Source organism: Armatimonas rosea (assembly GCF_014202505.1).
Classification (GTDB): Bacteria; Armatimonadota; Armatimonadia; order Armatimonadales; family Armatimonadaceae; genus Armatimonas; species Armatimonas rosea.
Map to the genome: position 1 here is coordinate 99,674 of NZ_JACHGW010000009.1, position 17,056 is coordinate 116,729.

Annotated in this window: 9 protein-coding genes; 1 reads left to right on the top strand and 8 read right to left on the bottom strand. The window is 51.2% G+C overall.

The window, feature by feature from the left end:
* Position 1: 1 nt before the first annotated feature.
* Genes HNQ39_RS28400 through HNQ39_RS28435 form a run of 8 tightly spaced genes read right to left on the bottom strand, consistent with a single transcriptional unit; the run spans position 2 to position 15,874 of the window.
* A complete protein-coding gene (locus HNQ39_RS28400) occupies positions 2–5,167 on the bottom strand; it encodes a DEAD/DEAH box helicase (protein ID WP_184203983.1) in 5,166 nt (1,721 codons plus the stop codon).
* Between the two features lie 30 nt (positions 5,168–5,197).
* A complete protein-coding gene (locus tag HNQ39_RS28405; RefSeq protein ID WP_184203984.1) occupies positions 5,198–5,908 on the bottom strand; it encodes a CBS domain-containing protein in 711 nt (236 codons plus the stop codon).
* Positions 5,909–6,709, bottom strand: coding sequence for a hypothetical protein (locus HNQ39_RS28410; protein WP_184203985.1), 801 nt, complete (start codon positions 6,707–6,709; stop codon positions 5,909–5,911).
* Positions 6,706–8,067, bottom strand: a complete 1,362-nt coding sequence (locus HNQ39_RS28415; RefSeq protein ID WP_184203986.1) for a hypothetical protein — start codon at positions 8,065–8,067, stop codon at positions 6,706–6,708. Before HNQ39_RS28415 ends, HNQ39_RS28410 begins: the two co-directional genes overlap by 4 nt.
* 47 nt (positions 8,068–8,114) lie before the next feature.
* Positions 8,115–8,726 carry a dual OB domain-containing protein gene (locus HNQ39_RS28420; protein WP_184203987.1) on the bottom strand — a complete coding sequence of 204 codons (612 nt, stop codon included), beginning with the start codon at positions 8,724–8,726 and terminating at the stop codon, positions 8,115–8,117.
* A gap of 9 nt (positions 8,727–8,735) precedes the next feature.
* The gene (locus HNQ39_RS28425) at positions 8,736–9,218 is read right to left on the bottom strand and encodes a DUF488 domain-containing protein (RefSeq protein WP_184203988.1); all 483 of its coding nucleotides are present in this window, start codon (positions 9,216–9,218) and stop codon (positions 8,736–8,738) included.
* A gap of 7 nt (positions 9,219–9,225) precedes the next feature.
* Positions 9,226–12,942, bottom strand: a complete 3,717-nt coding sequence (locus HNQ39_RS28430; RefSeq protein ID WP_184203989.1) for a DUF488 family protein — start codon at positions 12,940–12,942, stop codon at positions 9,226–9,228.
* A 1-nt stretch (position 12,943) separates the two neighbouring features.
* A complete protein-coding gene (locus HNQ39_RS28435) occupies positions 12,944–15,874 on the bottom strand; it encodes a helicase-related protein (protein ID WP_184203990.1) in 2,931 nt (976 codons plus the stop codon).
* Positions 15,875–15,975: 101 nt separating this feature from the next.
* Here HNQ39_RS28435 and HNQ39_RS28440 point away from each other — a divergent pair, with 101 nt between their 5' ends.
* Positions 15,976–16,260, top strand: coding sequence for a hypothetical protein (locus HNQ39_RS28440; RefSeq protein ID WP_184203991.1), 285 nt, complete (start codon positions 15,976–15,978; stop codon positions 16,258–16,260).
* Positions 16,261–17,056 lie beyond the last annotated feature (796 nt).

A 17,056-nucleotide genomic window follows, 5' to 3' on the forward strand; every position in this document is an offset into this window, starting at 1 on the left:
GTTACAATCTCTCCTTCAGGCGCTGGAGGCTGCCTTCTTCATCGCTGATCTCAAAGACAAAAAGGGTGTAACCTTCAGCACGAAGAGCCCGCCGTTTAACCTCATCTTTTTCGGCGACCCATTTTTGGTGGTGAATACTACCATCGACGAGGACATGAACACTTCCTACCTGAAAGTCAATCTCCGCAATCGGCGGGCCTTCTTCGGGAAGTGCATAGTGCGCACGCTTCGGCAGGGGGAGACCATTGTCTCGCAGAAGCTGAAGGAAACGCCGTTCGTTAGCTGCCCCGGAGCCGCTGATGTTATCTATAAGCTGTTGCCAGTTGTCTTTTCCAATAGGGTGCGGGGTCGCGTCTCGAAGCCAGAGTAGCAGGTCCTTCACCTCGTGGCGATTTAGTAACTTATGCTCACGCTGATTGAAAAAGTCTTGCAGGCACTCGTAGCAAGCCGTTGCGCAATCCGTTCTTTCATCTTGACCATCAGATCCAAAATGAAGCGCATCCATGGTCTGCGTAACGACCTCACGCCAGGTTTGGATTTCCAGCGCCCGAGCAAGAGCCCCTGCAGAGCCCGCTGTCGCCTCATAAAAGAGACTTTGGATCGTCGCTGGATCAGAGGTTGGCAGATCAAAGGCCCGAATCTCGCTGGGCCCCTGGCGAAGGGCAAGCGAGAGCCCTACTGTCAGCGCGGTTCGCAAGGTCACTCGTATCAGCTCAGCCTTGTCTTTGTCAACATTGGTCACCGTTAGCCGAAGGGCATCATGACTGCCACTGGAATAGAGCGCACGATACTTGTTATCGCCCTCGGGAGCATCCGCCGGACGGAGCTTCCAGTCACCTTCATCAATGGAAAACCCAGGGCGATAGAGTAAATCAGGTTTCACTTGCTGGCTCGATGCTCCATCGGAAGTTGCAAACTTGCTTCGGTAGTTAATTGAAGTCACAGTGGCACTGGGGAAAAACTCCAGAAGCACATTTATCGAACCGTTTGTGAAACTCCAAGCGCTCTTCGCAGGAGGCAGTTCTGCAAACTCCTCCATTACGAAGCTCTTGCTTTCACGGATTTCTTCCCAACGAGATATTCGATTCTCTGTTTTGACACGGACGCTGGGCATCCGCATTGCTTGAATTGGAGCAGCATCGAGTGCCTTACCGCACTCACACGTAGCTAAAGTGTTTTGCGTGATCTCGCGGATGCGTCCACACGACCCACAACGCTTAAAGGCACGAAGATCTTCTTTACCAACGACAGCGCTGTTCACAACCCATCGGCGCTTACCTGCATAGCAGAGGGCACGAGGTCCAAACTCGCGGAGAGCTCGCTGTGGCTCACGCACAAAATCATCATCAGGATTGGGGAATTGGATGGTGATGTACTCTCCACCAAACGCGTATCCAGGAAGAAATCCACGTGTGGAAAGCCACTGATCCATCGCGTAGGGAGAGCGGCCACTACTAGATCGCTGCTTCTTACTTAGACGTGGACCACGCCCCCCAGTATGAATATCGGTGCGGCGCTGCATCAATGCGGTCATGAGCTCCTGGTCGTACTTAACCGCAGTTCGCATCATGGCACTAATTTCCAGGTTTACACTCACATGCTCGTCGGCAAGCGCGTTCAAGTGACTCTCGAATGCCGCCCAGAAATCGTTCTGCCAGTCCGTAAAGCGCTCTCGAATCGGAGTCGTGTCGAGAGTCGTATCTGTAAGGAAAAGGCTCTCAATGGCTTGTCTGATCAGTTCAGATCTGTCTGTAAGAACACCTTGGAACTCTTGTCGAACGGAGACGCGTGGTATCAGACGCTCCTGTTCGTTCTGAGTGGGCTCAAAGTAATGAGAGTTTTCCTCCAAAACACTCAGCTCAGCCACCTCAGCAACGAGAGAGTGTAGGTGCGAGCGTAGCAACCCTTCATTGGCAAGATCGAAACGAGGAACGAGTATCTGCCCTGCAATCATCTGATCAGGATGCTTGTAGAAGTGACGGTCATGCGTAGATTCACCTGTTGTTGCACAGAACGTGAGCACGACTGCCCCCTGGCCACGACGCCCTGCCCGCCCCGCCCTCTGTACGTAGTTTGCTGGGTTTGGCGGAACGTTTCTTAGAATGACACTCCCAAGTTCACCAATATCAATACCAAGTTCCATCGTGGGTGTACAGGAGAGAACATTTAGCTTTTCGTTGGAAGAAGCGAAGTGTTTTTCTCGTTCGATCCGATCGGTATCACTAACCTGTTGACTATGATCTTCGGCTTCAAGATACGGAAGAGTAGCTGCCGCCCGGTAAAGGTCTCTGTAGTATCGCTGCTGTTCGGCGTAAACACTCAAGGGCTCCAGAGAAACACGACAGCGGGCATTCATACAGCCTTGATTTTTGCGCCACCAGAAGATACGGCCACACTTGGGACAGCGCTTCGCCTTCTGGGTCTCAGTGCTACGAATCCGCAAGTGAAGCTCGTTGAGGGCAAGTCCCTTCACACTTGTCTTTCCCATGCCATATCGGCTGCTAACAAGATAGTTATCCTGCTCGAGAGTTCGAATGGCAGTTGCGAGATATTCACCGGAGCCAAACGTACGCTCCATCCATTGGTAAAGCAGACTACGCTCACCGACCGAGATCGGATAAACATCGTCGCTTTCGGTTCGCTCCATAACCAGAGCTGCTGGCGGCGAATAGGTCCGGGGAATGAGAAACGGCTCTGGCTCATTGTCATCGGAGCCCAAGTTTTTAAACCGGCCCCAGAATGCCCCCGCATCTTTCCAAGCATCGAAGGCATAGGCTTTGTTGCGGCGAAGTTCTTCAAGAACGCCTAGGAGTAAATCATAAACTTCGTCAACAGACAGAGGAGAAAATGCACTCGCGGAACTCTTGGCCAGATCTGCCAGGCCATCGTAATCCACTCGCAGTAGCCCCACTTCCTCCAGGTTGACATCGGAGTACCAGCGACTCACGGCGAGATCTTCAAGGAGGCAGTACGATAAGTAGCCATTTACGATACTGCGTTTCCGAGCAGAATCTATCTTTACGCCTGGAAGATGCTGATCAAAGAACCCATCCTCTTCGAGGCGCTCAAACAGACGGCCAATGACCTTCGCCAGGTCCCAGCCCTCAGCAGGCGCTTCCTCCAATGTACGAAATAGTTGACACCGAAATAGGACGTGGGCATACCAATCGTCCATGTTCCCCGCCTGGAGTGCAGCATCCTGGCGGATATCACAAAAGATCAGGGACTTGGGTTTCGTTGGATCAGGCTTGGCTGTGAGAAGGGCCAAGGTCAAGATATTGATCGCAGTAGACCGACCGACCTTGCTGACGAAGTTGAGTTTATTACTCTCCCGAAGACGGCCTTCGGTGCGCGTAACACCACAGGCTGGACAGAGCTTTAGTGGAAATGGCGCAATTGCTCCGATGGTACGATCCTGTCCCGGTGCGAGGTCACCAAGCAGCAGGCGGCTTTCCGTGATAACCATCGTCGCAGCTTGTGGCACATAACCGACATACTTTTTACGAGGTGCCCCATCGAGCTTGAGCCACTCCTCGGGAATGGTGCTTTTTACTTCGTCCCACGTGTCTCGGTTTGTAAAACGGTAGAGGTAGCCTGCATGGGCGACCTGTTCCCGGTCTTCTTGATCCATATCCCAGGGAACGACATTGCCTTCGTCGGTCCAGGATAGTCCAGCGAGCTCGGTGCCACAGGCGCGACAGAAGTGCAGCGGGTAAAGAGAGACTGTCACCCCTTCGGCGGCACAGCGTGGGCAGCTTGCTTCACCATGTAGCGAAAGATGATTACATCGGAAGCAACGATAAATCTTCGCCCCCGATTGAAGGAACTGATGGAGTTTGATAGGGATAAGCTGCCGTCCATCAGCAACTTCGACCAGACCAAGACGGAGTGTCGCCTCGACACAGAAACGCGCTTCAGCTTCGGAGCGATTTGCGTTGCGTTCCAGAAACTCTGTCACAAGCTCCGCGATTTGTTTTGGGCGTTCAGCGAGAGCTTGTACGAGGAACTGGTAACCTTGAAACCCACGGAGTAGGATCTCGAGTGATTGTGGTGTTCGCTCTGATGCTGCTAGAGTGCGCCCAAAGACTGCTTCGGCGAGGGGCCATACCGTAGGAAGTTTCGTGGGATCGAATGCTTCTAGGAGTGCTGGTTGTGGCGTGAGTATTCCGGGAATTTCATACTCAGCGGGCGGAAGTGCTTCCTCTTCCTCCGTGATGTACTCTCCCAGCTTCTCTCCAAAAAGCTGCTGAAAGAACCCACCAACTTCTGCTCGTGCCTGAGTTGGATCGTCGTTTTTGACCAAGGTAGCCGAAGTTGCCACGCAGCGAATGCGGCCACACCCATTCATACGGCGCTTCAAACGACGCATGAGTAGCGCGACATCCGCACCACGCCTTCCTTCGTAGGTATGCGCCTCATCGAGCACCAAAAACTGAAGTGCATCTGCCCACGCGGGATTGAGCATCCGGCGATCCTGAGGCCGGATGAGCATGTACTCCAGCATCTTATAGTTAGTGATAAGAATATCGGGTGGGTTCTCGTACATCTCCGAGCGAGAGAGCACCTCGCTATCATAAGGCTTGTCCGAGCCAGTCAGGCGGCGGTAGGCTTCCAGTGCGCTCTGATCCGTGCGCTCCGTCTGGCCGGTGTATTTTCCGATCTTGACGCCCGTGCCATGAAGTCGCCGGGCCATGTTCCAATACTGACTGTTCGCCAATGCATTGAGCGGGTAGACCAGAATCGCCTTAATTCCGCGCTGGCCCTTTGTCTTTAGGCAGTAGTCTACGATGGGAATATAGAAACAGAAACTCTTTCCCGACGAGGTGCCTGTGCTAACCAAGTAGTTCTGTCCCGCTGCTGCTGCACGGACGCTACGAAACTGGTGTGCGTGTAGCTGTATTGCATCACTCTTGGGGTCGGACTCATCGCGATAGAAAACGTTGCGGCAATCAGGGTGCAGTGTGCCATCCGAAATGAGATCATGTAGCGAGCCCCCAGGCTTAAAGCGTCGCCCGATCTGGATGTAGGGCTCTTTCCAAAGAAGCTCACCTTTTTCAATAGCATCCGATAGCACGGGCACAATGTCGGGACTAGCGATCCGCTGGAAGCTCTCGACGTACTTTCGATAGCTACCTTGAACGGCGTGAAGGATTCCAAAGGGATTCATTTATCAAACTTCCTCAATCACACGTGCGACTCAGTCCCGTTGTTCTTTGGAATTAAGAGTCAATTCTAAAAGGTCATAAACCGTAGCAATCCCTAGAAGCTTTTCGGTGGAGTCACCGGTTTCAGTAATCAGGACTGCTTCAAGGTCAGGCGCTACCGCAAAGCAGTAACGCATCTCATCAACCGTCATGGTTTTAGGAACAAACTGACTGGTTCCCTGACTCTGCTCTAGGCTGAGCACGTCAGCAACAGTTGCTCCATCTAGATTTACAGAAGGACTAGTGTGCAATACGTGTTGAGCAACCCAGCGTGTAAGCCCATTCTCCGTCAGCAAGCCATGAAATTTCTTATCTGAATAAACAGGAAACTGGGAAAAATCGCGTTGGGCAATAGTATTGAAAACTGAAGCCAGAGTATCTTCAAGAGCAACACAATCGACATCTACTTTAAATCGCGGATAAATAAGTTTCGGGTTAACCATTCGTTCAAAAATAGCCTCAATTCGTTCAACTGCAACTATTGAAGGTGAGAATAGTGGTTCAGCACTATGAGTAATTGCATTTCTTATGCTAGCAAATGCATCTAGATCAAAACGATCTTTTTGATCCACGCGCCTTTCAAAATATTTTTGAGTCATTTGGGTAAACCGAGCCTCAGGGGGAACACCCAGCGAAACACGAAGGTGCTGCTCAACAAAATTAAAAGTAGTTATAAATCTCTTTGCCAAAATGTCTTCATTCATTTACGAATTTACCTCTCGAGAATAGTTGGAAATGAAAAACTGGCTATCAAAAATTAGTTGAGAAAAATACGAAACTCGGTACCAAGGTGCTAATTCTGGAAATTGTTGAATATTCAAAGAAATAATATTAGCAAGATCAGCACGACCTGCGTTCGTCACTACATTAATAAACGTAAGTATTATATTGTTATAAAATTCTTCTGGCATATCTCTAATATCAGAATCTCCCAATGAAGTAGCAATTTGTGAAAATGAGATATTATTTATTTCTATTGGGTTAGAACAGAAGTATGCTGATTGAGAGTTTGGTTTATAAACTATGTAGTGTTCATCGTCATCTTGAAGTAGACCAATTTCAACAGGATCGAAAAAAGCAGTAGCATCTACGGTTGTCGAATTAATATGATTCCTGTTCAAAACATTAACAGTATGAAATTCGGGGCATGCATAATAAACGTTTTGGAACCTATTACGTAGTTCTACAAGTAATTTTTGCTGGTCAGAGGTATTACGATGGTGAAGATACATGCGAAAATATTCAGGATCAACAAAATTATTCTCTGGTGCTCTAGCATTTTTTCTTCGGATTACTCTTGGTATTTTGAATTGTACAAAAATAGGAGTGCCACCACTTTGTAGGCGTACATCATATCCACCACCTGCTCCACCTTCCTCACGAAGTGATGGAAAGCTTGGGACAGCCGTTACTGTAGCAAGACGGCGTTCAATATTGTGTGTTAGAGCATAACCAAAGGTAAACTCAGAAAACTCCGTCGTATAAATTCCTCCTTTTTTTATCACGGTTCTATCCCCATCTTTAAAGTCTGATCTTGCTCAGAGAGTGACTTCTTGGGTCGCCCTCGCTGGCTGTTTGGTTTCCTGGAGGTTACAGTTCCTGCTACAGGCACCACCGGAGGCGGGAGCAATTCGTGGTAGTCACGTGGCACCACAGGGCCAAACTCAACCTCAAGACGTGCCCACGCTTCGAGAACAAGCCGTCGGGTTCTGTACTCACCAAACTCTTTCTCATCGTTCTGCTTCAATACTCGAAATGTCTCGCCTGGAAAGGTGGTGGTGGGCTCTGCTGGCAGGAGGTGTGGACCACTGCATGTTGGGTCTTCTTCAGGGTCGAGTATATTAATCAACTCAGCGTCGGAAAGACCATTGGGATCGAGGATGTAGCGGAGCTGCTTGCGTGTGAGGCCATAGAGCCGTGCGAAGTAAGCATCAAGTTCCGCTTTCAGAAGCGCCCGGCGATCCTCATCCCATACAAATGGGGGGCCGTCAAACCCCATTTGTATGGCGAAATCTTGCATCTCCCATGAGGTGTATACGAGCTCAAGTACTCTTGAACCAATATATTCAAAATCATCTTTTTCATAAGCTTGAGGTGGAAGTACGGCAAGCTGCTTGATGTAAAAAAAGTTTAGATTAGGGCCTCCAACTTTTTGCCGCATAATGAAATCCTGAACCAATGAGTTTAAATTGGCCAAAAATATAGCAGATTTCTTAGCATCTGATTCTGAAAAATCAATAAGCGGCGAGCTGTTTCCAACCCCAGATAAAGGGAGAATAGTAAATATTCCGGTCCTGACATCTGTATTTCTGGCATTATTTCGAAATCCAATTAGCCATTTGGGAATCCGGCATTCTACTAGCATCGCGGCGGTCTCCAGAAGCATTACTTCCTTCTTTGCCGCATCTTCCGTAGCAAAAGCATCTGCGATGCATACGGCTTCGGAATCAGTAAGAGGAAACTCACGCTCCATCGCGCGGTACCCCGCTTGCTTGGTTATGTAATCGATAGCATCTGACTGAAGAGAGGCAAACAGAGAACCTGCACGGGCTTGTACAATCTCTTCACCCAGTTTAGCTTTGGCAACATCACCTGCATCGCCCCGGTTTAAGCAGTGGCCACCGAGCCAGTCTAGCAGCATACGGCGAATTCCAGGATGATCCTGTGCCTTAACCAAAGAGAGTAGCGGCGATGGAACTCGTGCTACCTTGGCAATAACTGCATCTCGTTCAACCCAATAGCGTGGGCGTACCCTATAGTTTGGGTCACGTTTTTCTTCCAAAGTAACAGGGCGTGTCTCAGCGTCTTCGTCATCGACGCTTCCCTCATAGGTAGCGAAGCGGTGATCGAACTGGTGAAGCATCTTTGCCTCGTATAGAGGCAGCCACTCCGTAGCATTGCTTTGCTGGCTCACAACCACCACCCTGAAAGTTGGAGATAACAGGCTTCTTCGGTATGTGACGGAGGCGTGAACCAACGAGCAAGGGAAACCCGAATGAGACTCCCCGCAGGAATAACCGTTACTGGTTGCTCCACTCCAACATATGGCATTTTATATGTCTTGTCTTGCCATGATACGACATAGTAGGCTTTGCCATTCAAACGCAGATTTATGTCCCATGTAGCAATCCAAAATTGCGTACTAAAGCTAGGTACATTAGGACGTCGAACACAGATGCTTCCCGAAAGGATAGGAAGTAAATGACCTTGATACAATGCAGCAAAGTTTCCCTGCGCCACTGCTACGTTTGCCACAATATCGTTTTTTAACGATGCTCCATAGTCACGCACTTTGCTAGGTGCCACAGTCAAGCGAAAGTCTTCCGTATGCGGCGGTGTAAGAACAGCATTTGGAGCACCTTCAACATTCCAGACTTCGCCAACTTTCATTGGTGAGTCTGTAGGCCAAGAGCGGCTACCATCAGAAGGCAATAGTCGAATTGCACTCCAATCAGAAAGACGAAGACCACCGATGCAAAGTCCCCCCTGCATCTTGGTTTTTCCTGTAATCACAACTTCCACAACTACCTCCTACGGTGTGATGTCTCGAACTGATAACTGACGTTGCTCTGTGAGAGCCGCGGCGACAATGCTTCGATGACATGCCTCAGGAGCACGCTCGACACAAAAAAGGGCAAGCCTGGCGCTGTCTGGAAACATCCCAAGAAATGCACTGAGATCAAATGCCACTAAGCACTCCTCGTGATACCCATTCACAAAGGCATCGGAGAGCTGAGAACGATCTCGCTTGCTTGTCCCTTCATCGGAATCCTGATTTTTCTGTACGGATCGAAGCTCAGGGCTGGGTGCTAGATCAATCACGTGATGATAGCGAATCCCGAGTTCCTTGAGTTTGTTCGCCAAATAGGTTGCGTTCGCGTAGGCATATTGTTTACCGCGCATTCCACGTCGCCGACGAATGTCAACAAAATCAGAGACACCGGCCTGAGTAAGCGCCTCAAAAAAGGACGCCTCAGTGGTGCCATATACTCCGATGGTCACAACTTCTATCAACTATTTCCTACTTTCTGTATGACTTTCGAGAGCGAAGATCTCCCCCAAAGAGGTCTTCTTGATCTCCCATGATGCGCCGCATAACTTCTGCTTGTTCAAGCAATGCGCCGGATTCTGAGATATGACGAAGGGCAACTCCCTTTTGCCAGAGATGTTGGCCGATAAGTTTTGTTCGGTGGCAATCTTGCGGCTTCAGCTCACTGCACATCATGCAGACACGCCTATCTGAGTGCTCAGCAGCCTTGAGTAACTTGGTTATGCCACGTCGGAAGAAATGAGCCTGCTCGACGAGCTGATAGACCACATGCCCCTGCGAGTCATAGCAGCTAGGATCAGAAGGACGACCGCCTAGTTCCTCACCCATATGCAGGTATCGAATCCCATATCGGGCTGCCTGACGCTCTAACTCTTCACGATTAAAATCAGGCATCCGGCGGCTATAGGGCATTGTTCGCACATCAACCAGATGCGTGATCTCGTACCTTTCTAGTAAACGAAAAAACTCGTCACGAGAACGATTCCCATAGCCAACCGACCAGACCTCAGTTGTCACAACAGAAGAATCATCAGCAGGTATGGTGGCTTCTGGTGGAGCAGACACTTCACCCATTCCGCTGTCACTACCACCACCTAAATCTTCAGCTACTGGAATGGAATTCCTAAAGAGGCCAGAGTCATTGGCCATATCCAGCATTCTCTGGAACCGTATCCCCCAAGGGTTCTGGTGGGTACGTTCGTTCCATAGCACCGGCACTCGACTGTAGATGTCTTTGGTGAGATCCGCATCAGCACGAGTACGAAACACGGGACACGTGCGGGTGTTTGGATTGGCTCGCTCGATATCATCACGTGTCAGGACTATTCGCCGAGCTGGATCATGCAACTCCTCGATTGTGTAACAGAGCCAAGTGAACTCCATCTGCTTAGCTTCCATACCTACCCCCAGCATCGTCAGCAACCCAAAAGTGACTGTATGTTCAACAGGCTTCAAAAACAGAAAACGCTCATTCTTGAAACCAAAATAGCTTTCCAACGTCCCCGTCTCAACCAGCGAACCGAAGAAGACTTTCGTCGTATCGTCGGTCGCAATGCCCGTAGGAACGATTATCCCAGCACGTCCTCTCGGTGAAACCAGTGTCCTTGCGGTCTCCGAAAATAGAGCATAGGTATTCACATCCCCAACGGCAGTCAGCGGAAAGCGGCCAGCTTTGCGAACAAACTTGCTCTCCGCTTCCGCTGCATGTTTGGCCAGATGAAAGGCTCCGTAGAGGTCAGGATTTTCCGTGCGGAGCTGATCGATCATTCGCTGCCGAGCTGCCTTATTTGCTGCCTTGGCAATTTGCGGGGCGCGCGATGCAAAGAACTCCTGCTCTTGTAGCTTAATACGCTCCCAAGGCGGGTTCCCCAAAATACCATCGAAGCCTCCCGCCTCAAAAACGTCGGGGAACTCCAACTCCCAGTGGAAAGGGCGTACAAGCTCGATGATCCGGTCTGCCTCCGCAGCCATCGTCGGAGGAACTACATTGGGGTTCGCGCCCGCCCGCTGAAGCCACTCGGTCGTCGGTACCTCCGCCTCGTCGTCGGCAGAGTGCCGCCAGAAGAACGCTGCTGTCCAAAGATCCGCAACCAGCTTCTCTTCCGCATACTCAGCACTCCGGCGATAGGCTAAGAATCGCTCTTGCTTTCGCCGGATTGCTTCACGTGATGTTTCAGAATCCCGAAGGGGACGGTATGCCTCTGCGCGAGCGTGTTGCCGTGAGTGCGCCGCGTCCAGAGCTGCATCTTCCGCACTGAGAGTGCGTTGCCCTGTCTGCACGAAGACACTATTCTCTGCACGAGCCTTCGCCGCACGCTGCTTATCATCTTCGCCAACCGGCGCAAGTGCCTCATCTGGGAGTATTGGTTGAGCGGGCCGCCAGCCGGTGTAAACCAGCTTAGCTGCTTTCTTGATCTCGCCCGCTTGCTCCAACGCTTCACGCTCTGCTCGAATGGTGGCCTCAGCCGCTTCAGCCTGACGTGTCAGCGGCACTCCTACTAGAGCGTTGCCACACCGAATAGCGGGTTCCAAATAGGACAGCGGAAGCTCAGGGTGTGCCACCTGGAGCCATAGCTGGAACTTACACAGCTCCACTGCCATGGGGCGAAGGTCAACGCCATGGATACAGTGCGTCACCACATCTCGCCGCGCCGCCCGAATTGTTTTTTCGTCGGGCTCCTCGCCCTCCATACGAATCTCACAGAGCTTCGCCGCCAGCGTATCCAATGCCTGAAGAAGGAAATGGCCGGAGCCACAGGCAGGGTCCACCACAGTTATCGAGAGTAGAGCCGCCTCACGATCTTCTTTGTTTTGTTTGTCTTTCAGCCGATCTGCAATAACTGGCACCAGCGCCGACTGAATCAGCTCGTTGACGAGGCTTGCTGGAGTGTAGTAGCTCCCCGAGAGCTTGCGGTCAGTTCCCTCCCCAAAATCAAAAAGACCGTTTTCAGTGAGAACTGGTGCAAGGTCAAGCAGGGCCTCGTAGACGCTCCCCAAAGCCTCAATGCGCAGGTGGCGGAAGTTCACCCTATATGGCTGTTTGTTGCGCATGAAGGTCGTGAGCTGACGAATTGCTCGTAACAGATCGGCATTGCCAAGAGGCGCTCCTTTAAGCGGTCCAAGTCGCTCATCATCGAAAAGCTCACCGCCATAAGGATGGATATCAAAGAACTCATTGCCATCTCGGATCATCCCAAAGACGACCTTGAGCCCCTCCCAATGATCTTCTGCATCGCCACGCGTGGCTGAAAGCTCCTCAGCCTGCTCACGAAGCCGAGCGATGCTGTAGCTCGATGCCCAAACAGGATTTATCGCCGGAGTCCAGCCGGGTTTGTTTTCGATATAGAGCAGGAAAAGCAGGCGGTAAACGATTCGCAGGAGCGCTTGGTAGAACATTGCCAGCCCCTCGGAATCAGCCCGTAGGATCTCTAGTAAACGGCCCTGGCGATCTGCGGCCAGAAAACCGTTACCCAGAGTCTTGAGCGCCTCCAGCACGGAGAAGCGTAGCTCCCGCCCGATCTCTGCCCCTTCTTGGCGGCTGTAGTCGCGAAGAAGCTCAATCGGGCGGCGGCCCTCTTTTCCCGGCTGAAATCCCTTAGCATGGAAAATCCGCCAAAGTGCGCGGAAAGCATCGAGATCAAGGCTCTCAAAAACGGACTCAAGATCAACTTCGACATAGTTCCGGGTCAGGGTCTTATGGTAGTCATGGAGCAACCGGATGGTTCGACCATTGCAGATAATTCCCCAAGCATCCGACTCGGTCGCATCCAAGTAGTCCTGGAACAACTCATGAGGACTCTGGTTGCGTCGCCCCGTGACGACCTTATCGTCCGGCAACTCGTCGTAGTCAAGAATCCAGATGGGAATACCACTGCCCCGATGACTGATCGGAATGGTTCTCTTGTCACCAAACTGAATGTGCGCCTTTTGATACTCCAAGGAGAAACCCAATGTCTCCAAAAAAGGCACGATCCACCGCCGTCTTAGGCGCTCTGTCCCATATTCTTTCAGGTGGCTTCTATGGAGTTGCCACTCTTCCGAGAGCAACTGCCAGGACACGACAAGGTCTTTTTCTTCACGCTCACCACCAGGAAGTTTACACTTCTCTCCAGCGAGCTGGGAGATAACATCCTCACCCAGGATTTCACCTGAGATTTCAAACCGAGCTAATGTAGAGGATCGAGCCATCTTAACGAGCCTCCGGTAAAAGCAGAGTTAAACAGTAAAGATCAAAGCCCACAACCTCGATATCTTCAAATCCATCGAGCCATGAGGCTTCTACCTCGCCAGACTTTGCCAGCTCGTCACGCAGTGTTGTCCGGTACGTTTTCAGGCGATCCAGGGTTAGAGATCGAGCAGAGTCTAAAGCAGTGCCCCAGAGCGGCTGTGAAATCAAGTGTTTGAAATCTTCCACAGCATCGTCTCGAAGTACCTTGGCTGCTGAAGGGGTTCGCTGCTGCGCCTCTAGAAGTTCCTCGGGAGTAAGGATGCGTACACCATCTCGTGACTCCTCAATACCAAGAGTCACCACTTCTTCCAATAGTGTCGGAGGCTGCGTTGCTGAAGTCGCCCGAAGCAGCCCATAGCCCAGCAATACGATTCCACGTTGTCCAGAGACTCGATAGGCTGCCGTACGTGCGCCCGTATCTTCTTCCTCTCGCAATGCGTCCTCTCTCAATACAGCATTCAACCGACGCACAAGCGGATGCCCAACATCAAGCACCACAGCATCAGGGTGAAGCGCTTTATCTGCCGGATCAAGAACTGCCGTGGGAATCACATCTCCAACCCGTGCCACTCGCAAGCGCGGGTTGTTAATCTGAATCGAGAGCGTCCCATTTTTCTTCTCTTGGACAGAGCATTGGTACGTACGAAGCCCTTCGATAATAAAACGCTTTATCTGCTCCGGCGTACCAAACTTGTGATGCATCGCCCTAAGGCGCTCAGTGACATCACTGACTTGGACATCTGCCTGGCCATAAAAACCTTCCGAGCGCATTCGATTCAGCGCGTTGATGTCGTAGATTTCCTCGATATCAGTCTCTGGTTCGAAGTCCATCGCTAAAGTCATTACATCTTGACTTTTGCGTCGCTTACGCCGTCTGGTCAGCACCCGTAGCACAGTTTCCTCCGAAACAGTCAATGGCGGCGCGAAACCAAGGTCTCGCCGCATCTGATCCAGCTTGCGCACAAGCAGTTGCATGACGTCTTCATCACTAGTGTCTTTACAGAAGACCGTGCGAACATAGACGACTGGGGCACGCTGACCAAAACGATCCACACGCCCCGTGCGCTGCTCGATACGGTTCGGGTTGTAGGGGACATCGTAGTGAACTACCATGCACGAGAGCGACTGAAGATTGAGACCTTCGGAGATCACATCAGTCGCCAACAACACAGCTTTTGACGAGGCAGCAAACTGATCCAGACGGCGCTCACGCTCCCCCTCAGAAAGATCCCCGTAAAGTGTGATGACCTCGAATGGCTCTGCCCGCATCTCACGAGCCATATACTCCAAGGTGTCTTTGAAGCGCGTAAAAACAATCACTCTACCTGGAGTTCTGTCATCAGCCTTGTTCAGAAGTTCGGGCAAGACGCGTTCACGGAGCGCCTTTAGCTTGTAATCCTTGGCTGCCGTAATCTTCTTCAGGCCCGTTAAAATCGTACTAAATTCCCGAAGCTGCGCACGCTTATCCACAGAGAGCATTGCAGTATCGGCGAAACGATCCTGATCATCCTCACTGTCTGTATCCCCTGTGGCACGATCATTCAACGAGGACAGAAGAGCTTCCTCGTTCTCGGGTTGCTCATCAGTCGCCTCATTGTCAGAGGGGCGCCGAACCTCAAGGCGTCTCAGGCGACTATCTAAACTTCGGCGAAGAGCTTCCGGACTGGACAGAGCACGGCGATGAAGATGAAGGCGGAACCACTCCGCCACCTGGCCCCGCCCACTATGCTCCGCTTGGTTAACAATGTATTCCAGTGATTCATCGAGCTGACGCAAGAGCTTCAAATATTCTGCATGTAAATCAACTGGCACCTCGGTATCCGCAGGGTCCTCCCGTTTCGGGAACGGAAAAACCTGTCCCGCGTCTTCAAACCACTTCTGTACATCCTTACGGGTTCGTTGGCAAACATGATGTACAGCGGCCTGCCGTTGTGGTCGAATCTCACCTCGGACCTCTTCCACCAAGCTCGGCGAAAGCATTTTCAAGAGACTGCAATAAGAATCGGTATAACCGTTGTGGGGAGTCGCGGTAAGCAGGAGTAGGTGTTTTGCCTTCTTCTCAGCAAGTTGACTAACCAGCTCATAACGCTCCATTTCAGACTTGCGGCCCATCCTACTGATCGTCGCACTACTCGATTCACCGCGTGAGGACTGAGACGTTTTACTGTGTGGTCTCGCCGTATTGTGTGCCTCATCAACAACCACAAGATCCCAGTCCCGTTTGAGAATTTCGTGACGTACTCGGGTGTCTTTCGCGTAGTCAATCGAGACAATCAAGCGATCGTAATACCCCCATGGATCTGCACCAGGAGGAATTGAACGCTCAAGTCGACGTCGTGTATTGGAACTGAAGATCTCGAAGTCGAGATAGAACAAGTCGCGCATCTGCTGCTGCCACTGCTCTCGCAAGTTGGCAGGAGTGAGAATCAACACTGAGCGTGCACGAGCTCGTGCAAGCAGCTCTGCCAAAATGAGCCCTGCCTCAACAGTTTTTCCCAAACCTGTCGTGTCGGCCAGCAACAACCGGACTCGTGACTGCCGAAGCGCCATCACCAATGGTACCAGTTGATACTCAACAGGTATAACTGCTGTACGCTGAATTGAGACAAAGGGGGCGGACCCATGAAGCGCATCAAGGCGTACAGCCTGAAGAAATAGATTCTGAAGCGCCAGGTCGCCTACACGATCAATTCGTGGAGCCGAGAGTGCTCCTGGTTCAGGAGCCTCCATATCGACGAGAAATTGCTGAGGCCGAGAAGCAAAATCATCTATAGGCGTTGCTGTCATGACGCCACCTGTGAGTTCGTCAACTCTCCAAAGCCGCCGCCTAAGCCGAACCACCATGCCAGGGCGAATTGTCCCACCAAGTTTATCTGTTACTGATTTAATCAAGGAACACAAATTATACCTTCGGCGGTCTGATCTCGGAACAAATGATGAGAATGTTCAGCCCCCATTTGTAGACCCCGTAGGCTCTTCGGTGTCGACAGCTTTTGACCGGCACGTTGTTTAAGGGGTACTCGACTCCAGGTGGCATACGAGGCACCTGCCACTACACGGAGCAAGGCCTCAAGTGGCACATCTTCCGCTGTGACTACGGTAGCGGTCAGCTCCCCTATTCCTACCAAATGGATGAGCTGGGCCGTGATGCCGCCAGCATCGAGGCGATAGCTCAGGAGAAAGCCTTGGTCGCGTCTCATTATGCGATCTTCGAGGAACAGTTCCTCGCCAAACGCGTCCAGTCACGACAGGGCAGCAAGGGTGACCGGAGTCGCTAACTGATCCCCAGATAGGGACTGCAAGTACACTCTCAGCGCCCAGCAGGGCGACAAGCTGATGTTTACGCTGGAGGCACCATATGCCGCTTGGCAAGAGCGGTGCAAGCCTGGTATAGGATTTCCGGTGGAAGCGCCGTTGGCGGCCCCAAGAAGGCCTTGGTTACCTCGTGCCCCTCAGTCTCGATGCGACTGTAGCGAACCTAATCAGTCCCCGTTCGTAGGCTCACTTAGCTCTTCGGAATCGACGGGATTGGGTCATGGGGCGGAAACCGAAGAGCGTTATGGACTTAATTCAGGGGAGTTGACCATCTGCAAAGCTCTGAAGGATAGTTGCCAAGTCATAAGTAGAGAACCTGCGAGCCACTTCAACAAACTCCAACCACGCGCTATTACAACAGAGTAGAGTTCGAAACTCGTTCACTTTAGTCCACCATTTTGTACAAGAATTGATCATTTATCTATTTCTAAAGATTTGTGGTCAATTTTTGTTTTTTGCTAAATGAAAAGCAGAGCGATGGAGGTCGCTCTGCCGATTTGAGGTGTGTCACCGAATTGGTACCACAACTCTATAGTCGTAGCCGGAAACCCACAATCTACCTGGTTCCATGTCGGATACCTCAAGGCACCATTGCTTGCCAGAATCATTCCACGTGGCAGAAATGACTATGTCCCCGCATAGGAGTTGAGTGTATGAGCCATTGACAACTGTACGGACGATCTGAATTTCCCCGTAATTTTCTCAGGTAGGCAGTAGGTCATTCCGGGGCTATTGTAGAGTCGCGAAACAAACACAAAG